Origin of the sequence: Rothia nasimurium (assembly GCF_928391935.1) — a bacterium.
In the GTDB taxonomy this organism is placed as follows: Bacteria; Actinomycetota; Actinomycetes; order Actinomycetales; family Micrococcaceae; genus Rothia; species Rothia nasimurium_D.
On record NZ_CAKMTD010000003.1, the window covers coordinates 1 to 13323 of the forward strand.

Below are 13323 nucleotides of genomic sequence, written 5' to 3' on the forward strand. Positions count from 1 at the left end.
CGTATTACTCACCCGTTCGCCACTAATCCACCCAGCAAGCTGGGCTTCATCGTTCGACTTGCATGTGTTAAGCACGCCGCCAGCGTTCGTCCTGAGCCAGAATCAAACTCTCCGTTGAAAAAATGAATCGTTTGATGATCTAGTCTCGATTGATTAGCGAACCATTCACCTACGGGGTAGGTGTGGTTCAAGCTGACGAATCTGAAACCAATTGATTATCAAATTCAGTGAGAAACCAGTGGTTTCTCACAGTGTTATATAAATATTTGGTATCAGTTCTATTTCCATATCACTCACAACATGGTGTTGTGTTAGTGTGATGATGGACGATAAGAATGTTATTTATAACATTGGTACGCTATTGAGTTTTCAAGCAACAAACCGCATTCTCAACCCTAGCCAGTGATTCCCAGCCGGTGTTTCGTATCGGTCATTCTCAGTTATCGTTGCCTCGTTTGGGCAACTCATTCAGTCTATAATGCTTTTTCCATCATCGCAACTCGTTTGAGCGTGACGATAGCCACAAGCTCTTTTCTTTATTCCGAAGCCTTAGCTTCAAACCCGAAAACCAGTTTGATTATTTCTCCCTGGGAGCCTTACTCGACTCGACTTGTGGTGCACTATTCGATTGTTCTGCGCTTCTGGCCGGTTCCCCGTGCCTCAGCGACTCGTAATACTCTACGCACTTTTTTGAGGGTGCGCAACCCCAAACAAGGCATTTTCCCCTCAAAAGCCCACTCAAACCCACCTAAAAGCAGGTATATCCCCTAGTGAACAGCAGATTAAAATTTCTCAAAAAAAATTTTCAGAAAGCTAGCTACACCCCCTCTACCCACTGCCCTATCCACCGAGAACACCGGGGTAGACAGAACGGACGCCCACTCCGTCCTTCCCTTATAGGGAAAGTGGGGAGTGGGCGTCCGCACCGGTACAGCTGAGGAAGCAGGGCCTAGGAGGCTAGCTCAACAACAGCCATGTTCTTCTTGCCTCGGCGAATCACAGCGTACTTGCCCAGCAGCAGATCAGAGTCGACCAGCACGGCGTCCTCACCCTGGACCTTGACATTATTGATGGCAGCGCCACCCTCCTTAAGGGTGCGGCGGGCCTCGGACTTAGAAGCAGAAAGCCCGGTTTCGGTCAGCACAGTTACCATATCCAGCTGGTCTGCTGAAAGTACCGCGTGGGGCAGCTCGGCGGTAGCGGCCTTGAGGGTGGCCTCGTCCAGGGCAGCGAAATCGCCCTTGCCGAAGAGGGCCTCAGACGCAGCGATGACCTTTTCGGTAGCCTCAACGCCGTGGACCAGAGAAGTAACCTCGTAGGCCAGGGTCTTCTGGGCTAGGCGCTTGAAGGGTTCCTCTTCAACAGACTTCTGCAGGGCAGCAATCTCGTCGCGGGTCTTGAAGGTGAAAACCTTGAGGCGGTCAGCTACGTCAGCGTCCGCAGTGTTCAGCCAGAACTGGTAGAAGGCATAGGGTGAGCACATCTCAGGATCCAGCCAAATAGCGTTACCCTCAGACTTACCAAACTTGGTGCCGTCAGAGTTAGTAATGAGCGGGGTGCCCAGGGCGTGGACAGACTTGCCGGTGACCTTGCGGACCAGCTCGGTGCCGCTGGTCAGGTTGCCCCACTGATCAGAGCCACCACACTGCAGGGTCACGCCGTGACGGCGGTTGAGTTCCAGGAAGTCATTGCCCTGCAGGATCTGGTAGGAGAACTCGGTGTAGGAAATGCCCTCTTCAGAGTTGAGGCGCTTAGCTACGATTTCCTTTTTGATCATGGTGCCCACGCGGAAGTTCTTACCAATTTCACGCAGGAAATCGATGGCAGATAGTTCACTGGTCCAGTCCAGGTTATTGACCATCTGGGCCCCATTCTCACCCTCAAAGGACAAGAAACGCTCAATCTGGCCACGCAGACGGGTCACCCAGCCCTCCACCACATCGCGGGAGTTAAGCACACGCTCAGACGTCTGACGGGGATCCCCAATCAGACCGGTAGCGCCACCGACCAGCCCGAAGGGGCGGTGGCCAGCCAGCTGCAAACGACGCATGAGCAGCAGCTGAACCAGGTGGCCCAAGTGCAAAGAAGCAGCGGTGGGATCGTAACCGATATAGAAATTCACAGTCTCTTCAGCCAGCGCCTTCTCAAGGGCCTCTTCATCGGTGCTGACGTGCACAAAGCCACGCCACTTCAATTCCTGCCAGATATTCTCAAAGGAATCATCGTTGTGCTGAGCTGCAAGAGTCTCTTCAGACACGGTTACTCCTGGTTAGATACGAACAAAATACGGTAAACCAATTACCACCTACAACCGTACCAGTTCACCCATAGCCCTCCACCCCAAAGCGCCAGAATGTTCTCTGATTGAGAGACAAAAAGGACGCCACTCCCCCACTCCCCTGCCTAGGGGCAGGAAGGAGGGAGTGGCGTCCTTTCACGAGCCGAGCCGGAACAAACTACTCGGTGGGGGCCAGAGCGGCTGGGAGCTGGCTAAAAACCAGCAAGGGGCAGGAAGGAGGGGGCGGCGTCCTTACACACACTGAGCCAGAACAAACTACTCGGTGGGGAGCCAGAGCGGCTGGGAGCTGGCTAGAAACCAGCAAGGGGCAGGAAGGAGGGGCTGCGTCCTTACCCCAAACAGGCCGAAGCAGTTTACTCCGTGGGGGTAAGACCAGCCGGGAGCTGGCTAGAAGCCAGCAGGTGCAGGCGCTGGGTGGGGCGGGTCATGGACACATACAAATCCCCCACCGAACCGTTAGCTGCACGCACCAGGTCGGCAGGCTCAACGATAATCACAGTGTCGAACTCCAGGCCCTTAGCCTCCCAGGGGGTCAAAATCAGTACCTGGTGTTCCAGGGCAGAAGCAGAAGTGCCCAGCTTGCCCTTATGCTCGGCAGCAATCGCCAGGGCAGTCTCCCGGTAACGCTCCTCAGCCACAATGACACCAATCAAACCGCCACCAGGGTGGGCCAGCTCCTCGCTGACCGTCTGCACCACAGCCGGGTAGAGGCCGTCCTCACCCACAACACGGACGGACGGCGCCCACTTGCCCTCACGCACCGCGCGGGGGGCAGAAATATCCAGGCCAGCAGCACGGGCAACCGCCACGGCCGCGTCCGAAATCTGGGCGGGGGTACGGTAGTTAACGGTCAGCTCGTCCAGGGTAAACCGCTCCCCCACAAAAGGCTCAAGAGCCTGCGCCCAGGACTGGGAAGCAGCAGCCGACGATGCCTGGGCAATGTCACCCACCACCGTGAACGACTTCATGGGGCAACGGCGCATGAGCAGACGCCACTGCATGGGGGAAAGCTCCTGGGCCTCGTCCACCACCACATGCCCGTAAGCCCAGGTACGGTCAGCCTGGGCAGCCCGGGCGGCAGTCATACGTTCGCCGCGCTCCTCATTCAACTCAGCAATCTGCTCAGCCGTGACCACGCCGTCCACACCCATGTCAGCCAGCTGCTGATCAACGTTCTCCAGGGCCTTGCGGGCATTCTCAAGGTTGGCCTGGTGGTCAGCCTCAGCCCGGGCGGCAGCCGCCGCGCCCGCCACCTGGGAAAAATCACCCAAGAGCTCAGCAGCCTCATCCAGCAGGGGCACATCAGCCTCAGTAAAAGGAAGGGAGGAGGGGCGGGCCAGCACATCACGCTCAGCCTCAGACAGGACGCCAGCGGTTGCGCTGTGCAGGTACTCCGGCTTAGCGAACAAGGACCGCACCAGAGTCTCAGGGGCCAGGGGCAGCCAGTGCAGATTGATGGCGCGGCGCACGTCCATCGAGGCGCGGACGTCGTCCTCCAGGTAGGGGCGGTCCACCGGACGGCCAGCGGCAGCGTCCAGCTTCTCATTGAGCTGGGCGGTGAGCTCCTTCAGCAGGATCTTCACAAAAGTCTCACGGGCCTCGTTATGGGGCTTACCCGTTGAACGCGCCGTGTTCCGGGCATGCTTAACCATACCGGGGGTCAGCTCAATCGGCGTCGACTCAACATACATTGTGATGGGCTTGGCCGGAATCTTCTGGCGGTCAGCCACAGCCTTTTTGATAACCTCAGCCATCCGCAAATCACCCTTGACCTGGGCCACCGCTGGGTCAGACTCAGGCACAGCCTTCACACCGGGGTAGAGGGTAGCCAGGGAAGACATGACCACGCCCGTCTCGCCCAGGGAAGGCAGAACCCGCTCGATGTACCACATGAAGGAGGCCGAGGGGCCCACCACCAGGACACCCGCATTATTGAGACGCTCGCGGAAGGTGTAAAGCAGGTAGGCGGCACGGTGCAGGGCCACAGCAGTCTTACCGGTACCGGGGCCACCCTGCACGACGCGGACGCCCGCCAAATCAGCGCGAATCATGGCGTCCTGCTCAGCCTGAATAGTGGCCACGATATCACCCATACGGCCGGTGCGCTTGCGGTTCAGGGCAGCCAACAGGGCACCTTCCCCGTGCAGGTTCTCCTCGCCCTCAGCCAGCAGGGTTGAGTCGAGGACGTCGTCCTCAAAGCCGGTGACCTCACGACGTTCTAGCATGAGGTGGCGGCGGCGGCGCACCCCCTGCCGGTTAAAAGCAGTGGCCTGGTAGAAGGTACCAGCTTCGGGGGCACGCCAGTCAATGAGCAGGCGCTCATGGCTCTCCGTGGCCAAGCCGATTCGGCCGATGTAGCGGACGAGGTCGCCCTCAAGGTCGAGACGGCCGAAGGCTAAGCGGTGGTCGACGGCGTTGTACTGGGCCAGGCGGTCCTCATAGTGCTGGGCGTAGGCGTCGCGCTCAGACCGGTTCTGGTGGCTGCCCACAGCCTGGTTCTTGCGGGTGCTCTTGAGTTTCTTCTCGTTAATGTCTCGGAGCTCGTCCAGGCGGGCGTAGAGCTTATTCACGTAGGCTCGTTCTTCTGCCAGCTGGGCCTCGTAGGCTGTGTCAGCAGCAGTCTGCTCGCCGGTAGCGGCTGTGTTCTCGGTCAAGAGGGAACCCTTCATCGCGGATAATTCAAGCCCTCTATTCTATACCCGCCACCCCCTTAAAGAGAAGGACGCCCCTACCCACCAGCCCCGGGCAGGGCAGGCGGGCAGGGGGAAGAGGAAGCGCTGGTTTGCCCATGTAGCGAAGGAGCCCCCACCTCCCACCGGGGCTAGATACAAGGAACCCCCGGTCATCCACCTCTCACAGAGGGGAACGACCGGGGGTCTTGTCATTCGCCGGTACCAACTAGCCGGTAGCTAGCTGGCGGCCAGAGGATCCTGGTTACTCAGAATCCTTCTTGCGACGGCCGCGACGGGTCAGGACAGCACCCAGACCCATCAGCAGGGCACCAGCGCCAGCAAGGGCACCAACTTCAGCACCGGTGTGGGCCAGGCTGCCGGAGGTGGACTTAGGAGCCGGGGTGGTGCTGGAGGAACCGGTTGAGCCGGTTGAGCCGCCAGCGTTACCGCCAGTGGAGCCACCGGTGTTGCCACCAGTTGAACCGCCAGTGTTACCACCGGTCGAACCGCCGGTGTTGCCACCAGTACCGCCGTTACCGGGGTTGGTCGGCTCAGTCGGCTGAGTGGGCTCACCGGGGTTAGCCGGGTCGCTGGGATCAACCGGAGTAATGGGCTGGTTAGGCAGACCGGGGTCAGCCGGGTTGGTGGGATCAACCGGGGTGGGCTGAGTGGGCTCACCGGGGTTGGTCGGCTGAGTAGGCTCAGTGGGCTCAGTCGGCTGAGTAGGTTCAGTCGGCTCACCCGGCTGCTCAGGATCTACCGGAGCAGGATCCTTGGGATCGTTCTTGATGTAAGGAATCAGGGTATCCACACCGGGGGTGTTGGTAGTCGGCGGGATGTAACCCTTTGAGGGATCCTCAGGATCAACGGGCTTCAGGGGCTCGTTGGTCTTAGGATCAACCGGGGTGTAACCAGGAACGTAAGGAATCACGTTACCGTCACCGGGAACAATCGGATCACCGGGCTTAGACGGATCGAAGGGGTAAGGAATCTTGGGCAGATCCTCAACCGGAACGTCGGGAAGCTGCGGAATCCAGTTCGCCACCTTCTGGTAGACGTAGGTGACAACAGTTTCGCCCTCAACGACCTGGCCGTCCTCAGCGCCCTCGGTCAGGGAGGGAACCAGGACGTAGCGGGTGCCGTCTTCCAGGGTTACCTCAGTGACCTTGTGATCCTTGGTTGAGTAGTCAGTACCCACTGCGCCGTCCTTGGTATCGGTCACAGGGTTCAGGCCGGGGATGGGGTTGTCATCAACGTCCTTGTAGGTCACCTTGACGGTACCGGTCTTGGCATCAGGGGTGCCAGGCTCGTCCTTGACGTAAGGAATCGGGGTATCAACACCGGGGGTGTTGGTGGTCGGCGGGATGTAACCCTTTGAGGGGTCCTCAGGATCGACGGGCTTCAGGGGCTCGCCGGTGTTGGGATCCTCAGGGGTGTACCCGGGTACGTACGGAATGACGGTATCCGGGGTGGGGGTTACCGGCTGATCCGGGTTGTTGGGATCGAAGGGGTAAGGAATCTTGGGCAGGTCCTCGGTGGGAACACCGGGGATCTGGGGAATCCAGTTAGCGACCTTCTGGTAGATGTAGGTGATTTCGGTGGTACCTTCAACTACCTCACCGGTTTCGGAGCCGATGGTCTTGGTGGGAACCAGAACATAGCGGGTGCCGTCGGCGGTGATGATTTCCTCAGCCTTGGTGCCGGTGGTGTTGTACTTGCCACCAACGGGTGAGTCAGAAACCAGGGTGGTGGAGGACTTGAGGGTGTTGCCCTCGGTGTCCTGGAAGTGAACCACGACGTTACCGGTCTTGACCTCTACCGGGGGTTCCTCATTCTTGACGTAAGGAATGGGGGTGTCCTTGCCGGGGGTGTTGGTGGTCGGCGGGATGTAACCCTTTGAGGGATCCTCAGGATCGACGGGCTTCAGCGGCTCGCCGGTGTTGGGATCCTCAGGGGTGTAACCGGGAACGTACGGAATGACGGTATCCGGGGTGGGGGTTACCGGCTGATCCGGGTTGGTCGGATCGAAGGGGTAAGGAATGACCGGACGCTCATCTACGGGCACGCCAGGGATTTCGGGAATCCAGTTGGCGACCTTCTGGTAGACGTAGGTGACGGTGGTGGTGCCTTCAACGACCTCACCGGTTTCAGCACCGCGGGTCTTGGAGGGAACCAGGACGTAGCGGGTACCGTCTGCAAGCATGATGCTCTCAGGCTTGTTGTCGGTGGTGTCGTAGGCGGTACCGACAGCAGCGCCTGCGGTGTCAGTAACGGTTGCCTTGATGGTTTCACCAGCGGTGTTGATGTACTTGACCTCAACGTTGCCGGTAGCGGGGGCAGGGGTTTCATCCTTGACGTAAGGAATCGGAGTATCAACACCGGGGGTATTAGTGGTCGGCGGGATGTAACCCTTTGAGGGATCCTCAGGATCGACAGGCTTCAGGGGCTCGCCGGTGTTGGGGTCCTCAGGGGTGTAACCGGGAACGTAAGGAATGACCTGGCCGTCACCGGGAACCACAGGCTGATCCGGGGTGGTGGGATCGAAGGGGTAAGGAATCTGGGGCAGGTCCTCGGTGGGAACGCCGGGGATCTGGGGGATCCAGTTTGCGACCTTCTGGTAGAAGTAGGTCACCTCGGTGACGCCCTCAACGACGTCGCCAGTCTCGGCACCCTTGGTCTTGGAGGGTACCAGGACGTACTTGCTGCCATCGGTGGTGATGATGGTTTCAGGCTTGTTGTCGGTGGTGTCGTAACCGGTACCAACGTTGGCGTTGTTGGTGTCCAGGACGGAGGTCTTGATGGCGTTGCCTTCAACGTCCTTGTAGTGGACGATGACGTCACCGGTAGCAACAGCGGGGGTGACCTCGCGGTAGATGTAGGTGACAACGGTTTCGCCGTTGGTGACGGTGCCGGTCTCGTTGCCCTTGGTCAGGTTGGGGACCAGCTCGTAGACCTTGCCATCAGCGGTGGTGATGGTGTTGGGCTTGTTGTCGGTGGTGTCGTAGGCAGTGCCAGCCTTGGTGCCAGCAGCGGTGTCTACCACGGGGGCAGAGATTTCGTTGCCTTCAAGGTCGGTGTACTTGACGGTGACGGAGCCGGTTTCAACCTTCTTGTAAACGTAGGTGACAACGGTTTCGCCCTTGGCCAGGTTACCGGTTTCGGTGCCTTCGGTCTTGGTGGGGACGAGCTCGTAGACGGTACCGTCAGCGGCGGTGATGGTCTCGGGCTTAAGGTCGGTGGTGTCGTAGGTGACGGGCTTGCCGTTAGCGTCCAGGATGTCGGTGGTGGCGGTATCGGTGGCAGGTGCCTGAATCTCGTTACCGGCCTCATCGACGTACTTGACGACGACTGAGCCCTGGTCCTTCACGTAGGTGATGATGGTGTCTTCACCGGGGTTGGAAGGAGTCGGGGGGATGTAGCCCTTTGAGGGGTCCTCGGGGTCGACGGGCTTCAGGGGCTCGCCGTTGGGGTCCTCAGGGGTGTACCCGGGTACGTACGGAATGACGGTATCCGGGGTGGGGGTTACCGGCTGATCCGGGTTGTTGGGATCGAAGGGGTAGGGGATCTCGGGGGTGCTGCCGTCGGGAAGCTGCGGGATCCAGCTGGCTACCTTCTGGTAGACGTAGGTGACAGCGGTTTCACCAGCAACGACGGTGCCGGTCTCGGTGCCTTCAGTCTTAGAAGGTACGAGGACGTAGCGGGAGCCGTCTTCAGTGGTGATTTCGGCAGGCTTGTTGTCGGTGGTGTCGTAGGCAGCGCCAGTTTCGGTACGGGCGGTGTCTTCGACCTGGGTCTTGATGACATTGCCCTTGGTGTCGACGTAGTTAACGACGACGGTACCGTACTCAACCTTTTCGTAAACGTAGGTCACGGAGGTGACGCCCTCAACGACCTTACCGGTTTCGTTACCGTCGGTGCGGACCAGGCGGTACTCGGTTTCGCTACCGTCAGGGTTGGTCACCGTGATGGTGTCCTTCTTCTGATCGGTGGTGTCGTAGGGGGTATCGACGTAGACAGAGTTTTCATCGGTCACGGGGGCCTGGATGATGTTGCCCTTGGTGTCGATGAAGTTGACGACGACTGAACCGCGATCCTTCTCTACATAGGGAATGAAGGTGTCGTTACCGGGGGTAGTGGTGGTCGGGGGGATGTAGCCCTTGGACTCGTCGTTGGGGTCAACAGGAACGAGAGGATCGTTGGTGTTGGGGTCAACGGGAGTGTAACCGGGAACGTAAGGAATGACGTTGTCCGGGGTGGGGGTGATGGGCTGATCCGGGTTTTCAGGATCGAAGGGGTACTCGATCTTAGGTTCTTCACCTACAGGGACACCAGGGATCTGGGGTACCCAGCTACCAACCTTCTGGTAGACGTAGGTGACCTGGGTGGGATCCTGGGCTACAGTGCCGGTTCCGTCGCTCTTGACAGGGTCATTGGTACCAACTTGAGCGGTGGTCTTGGAGGGAACCAGGACGTACTTGACGCCGTCAACAGTGATTTCGGTGGGCTTGTTGTCGTTGGTGTCGTAAGAAGAACCAACGGAAGCGTCAGTGGTGTCGACAACAGAATCCTTGATGACGTTGCCTTCGGTGTCAACGTAGTTGACGGTGACGGAGGACTTGACTTCCTTGTAGACGTAGGTCAGCTCCTGGACGGTGTTCTGCTGGACGGTACCGGTCTCGCTGGTGGCGGCGGCGTAAGTGCGGCCGTGTTCGTCTTTGCCCTCCTTGCCTTCGGTAACAGGACGTAGGCCGTCGGTATCGACCTTTACGTACTCGTAGACCTTGCCGTCGGCGCCGGTAATGAACTGGGGCTTTACGTCTGCGCTGGTGGCGTCGTAGGCAGAGTCAGTGGCGCCGTAGGAGACGAGGTCGTTCTTAGCCTTAATCTCATTGCCGTTTTCGTCGACGTAGTAGACGTCAACGTCGCCCTTGGGGGCGTACCAGTAGGTGACGTGCTGCTCGTTCCTGGCGTTACCGTTACGGAGGGACCAGTTAAAGCCACCTACACGGAAATCATCAATACCAAGAGCCTTGGCAGGACGCTGGTCATTAGCAACCCGTGCGTAGGTCGGGTCTGATACAAGACCAGCAGTGGTGCTCAGCAGACCGGTTGCGGAAAGGTCATCGTAGTTAGTGACAACTGCGCGGTAGCTGTATTTTTCGCCATTAACCTCCCAGCTGTGAACCTTAGGTTCTGAAGCAACCGAGTTCCAGGAGTCAGGAGCAATAGGCTGGGACTCATACATCAGTTTCCAGTCGTCCTCATTGGTAGCGTCGCTCAGCGCGTTACCGCCGTTGGCGGTGTCCTTACCGTAGAGGGTAGCCAGGTTAGGGCTTTCGGGGTTGAGGTAGTAAACCTTAACAACGATTGAGCCATCAGGCTCAACGACGGTGCGGGTACGGCGGGTATTGGACTGGATAGTATCTGCAGTGACCCCAAGTGCATAGTCAGTAGCCAGAATTTTGGCATCTGCTGAGAGGGTCGGGGACTCTACCAGCTCATACTTATCGAAGGTTACAGGGCCAGCGATTGCGTAAAGGTCACCTGTGTAACCACCGGTTTGGGTGTAGCGGGCTAGCAACTCATGGGTACCCACTACCTTGTAAGAAGCAGTCTGGGTAGCCGGAGTAGGAACCTGAACTACAGGGGCATTACTCGCAGCGCCTTCACCGCTAGGATTAGCCTTATTGAGAATAATAGTGATGTGGTTAGCATCGCTACCCGCGGCAGACTTAACACGGAATTCACGCCCTGCAACAGAACCGTCAGCAGCGTAGGTTACATCGTAGTTCAGGGTGAAAAAGCTATCCCCAAGCTGAGGGCTCAGTGCATCAGTAAGCCCCAAAGGAACGTTGGCATCCCCCTCATTCAGTTCAAAAGACCGAACAATGGTATTGGTGTTCTTATCCACCAGATTAACGAAGATAGTGCCGGGGCCAATATTCCGATCAGCTGAGGAAGTGACGTAGTAATTCACGCCGTTACGTTCATTGTAATCAGCATTAGTATCGTTTAGCTCGTCGAGCAAAACAATACCGAAGGTTTCACGGCCGTCCACAGGATCAGCAATATAGCCTGCAGGAACAGTAACATCATTGTTCTTGATGTAGGCTTCATTGGCGGCAGCGTCCAGGCGTTCGGTGGTGGTACCAACAGTGCCGGTGTCAGTGGGCAGGTGCCAGGTACCCGATACGCCACTCAGAGAATCAGGGTTGGTGTAATCAATGTTCTCAACGGCATAGGCCTGAGGAACAGTTACGGGCACTGCAGAAATTGAAGCGCCCAGGGCAAGACTAAATAGGGCAGCGCCAGAAAAAACTTTCTGGGCAGCACGCTTCTTTGAGTTGCTCTTAGTCAAGGTAAAAGACCTTCTCTAATGTAGATGTCAAGTGAGTGCAAGGAATAGGGGAATCAAGCGAATGAGTTCCCCGATGGAAAAGGCCCCCTAAGGGGCGCCCCTTAGGGGCCCTCGGGAATCCAGGAGCAACCATGGAAACCCGACCATCATGATTCGCAAGATATTCCCTGCAGAGTTCACCCTACAGCTACCCCCCCCCCCGCGTCAAGAGTTACATGCAGCATTGCAAGGTCAGAATAAACACATTAATAGACAGGCCGGAAAAACTATTTACCCTACCGAAAGCCCCCTTGCCCACCCCTGACAAGACAGGACACGCCCAACTTGTCTACCCGCCCAACCAGCACCCCCACCCCATCACAAACACACTAACCGCAGGCCTGTCCGCACCCACCACAAGAAAAAAGGACGCCCCCACCCACCAGCCCCGGGCAGGGCAGGCGGGTGGGGGCGTCCTCAAACCAGGAACACACCAACCGCTACGGCTGGGTGACACCAGCCGGAGAAATCGTAAACTGATGGCCAGAAGAACCAACACACGTAATAGATTCAGTGCTCAGAGGCTGACATGAGAAACCCAAAAAGTTAATAGTCGTACCCACATCCAGAGACCGCGCCTCAGTTGAAGCCGGCAGGCCCTGCTGAGTGCCGCCTTCTTCAACTCGGACACCATTCACAGGATCCATGCTGACCTTCCAGGTCTTAATCTGACTTCCTCCCCTCCCTTACGGAAGGAGGTTCCCGGCATCACTACCAGGAGTTTCCTGCTTCACCAATGACAGCCCACCCTTGAACCCCGCAAGGGGTTTCTTGGCAGGTCTTACACCATCTCCACAGGCGTACACCGCGAGCCCCGCGGCGTGGATATTCTGCGCAGCGTTTATATCCCTATCTAGCCGGGTGCCACAGGCTTTGCACGTCCAAAAACGAGCACTCAAGGACAGGTACTCCCGCACTACACCGCAGGTGTTGCAGCGTTTAGAAGAGGGGAAGAACCGGTCGATAGCTACCACCTGTTTGCCGTACCACTGAGCCTTGTATTCCAGTAGGGTGCGGAACTGGGCGAAGTTGTGGTCAAGGATTGACCGATTCAGCCCAGCCTTAGCGGCTCGGCCTTTACCCCGGGCTGCTTTGGTCATACCTAAGACGTTAAGGTCTTCAATGCAGATCACGTCATAGGTACGAACTAGGGTGGTGGTGGTTTGGTGCAGCCAGTCGGTTTTGGCGTCCCGGGCGGCAGCGTGGGCGCGGGAGAGCTTGAGTTTCGCTTTTTCCCAGTTTTTTGACCCTTTGACCTTGCGGGAGAGGGCACGCTGATAGCGGGTGACGCGCTTGTTTTTGGCGGGCAGGTCATAGACGTCGGTGGGGTTGAGTCTTTGACCTGTTGAGAGCACCAGGGCGTCTTTGACGCCCAGATCAATTCCTACGGTTTTACCCCTTGTAGGTAGGGGAGCTATTTCAGTTTCACACAAAGCTGAGATGAACCAGCGCCCTGCGCTATCACAGGTGACGGTGACGCTTGAGACACCCTCCCAGGGTACAGGGTTGTCCCCTGTAGCGAGGGTGAGGGGTTCACTCATTTTGGCTAGGTAGATAGACCCGTCTTTGACTCTGAACCCGGTTCTAACATAGGTCGCTGATAGGCGTGATTTCCTGCGGGTCTTACGTTTAGGGTATTTGGCTCTGCCCTCGAAAAAGTTAGAGAAGGCAGTTTGTAAGTGCCGTAGGGCCTGTTGCAGGGGGACGGAGGAAACCTCATTAAGGAAAGCTAGTTCAGGCTCTTTCTTCCAGCCGGTCAATGCCTTATCTGTTTGGGCGTAGCTTACGCGCTCACCTTGTTCGTACCAGGTGTTGGTGCGGTAGTGCAGGGCTTTGTTATAGACAACCCGGACGCAACCGAAGGTACGTATCAGCTCTGCTGCTTGTGCTTCGGTGGGGTAGAAACGGCGTTTGTAGGCGCGTTTCACAGTGTGGGTAGTCATGCTTACATTCTA

Annotated in this window: 4 protein-coding genes and 1 rRNA gene; all 5 read right to left on the bottom strand. The window is 57.7% G+C overall.

Annotation, left to right across the window (positions count from 1 at the left end):
* Window positions 1–118: ribosomal RNA gene (locus L7A15_RS04565) — 16S ribosomal RNA — on the bottom strand; the annotation flags it as partial.
* A gap of 831 nt (window positions 119–949) precedes the next feature.
* Window positions 950–2257 carry a tyrosine--tRNA ligase gene (gene tyrS, locus L7A15_RS04570; RefSeq protein WP_237208300.1) on the bottom strand — a complete coding sequence of 436 codons (1308 nt, stop codon included), beginning with the start codon at window positions 2255–2257 and terminating at the stop codon, window positions 950–952.
* A gap of 395 nt (window positions 2258–2652) precedes the next feature.
* A complete protein-coding gene (locus L7A15_RS04575; protein WP_423817282.1) occupies window positions 2653–4968 on the bottom strand; it encodes a HelD family protein in 2316 nt (771 codons plus the stop codon).
* Between the two features lie 265 nt (window positions 4969–5233).
* A complete protein-coding gene (locus tag L7A15_RS04580; protein ID WP_237208298.1) occupies window positions 5234–11329 on the bottom strand; it encodes a MucBP domain-containing protein in 6096 nt (2031 codons plus the stop codon).
* A 725-nt stretch (window positions 11330–12054) separates the two neighbouring features.
* Window positions 12055–13311 carry an RNA-guided endonuclease InsQ/TnpB family protein gene (locus L7A15_RS04585; protein ID WP_237189575.1) on the bottom strand — a complete coding sequence of 419 codons (1257 nt, stop codon included), beginning with the start codon at window positions 13309–13311 and terminating at the stop codon, window positions 12055–12057.
* Window positions 13312–13323: the final 12 nt, after the last annotated feature.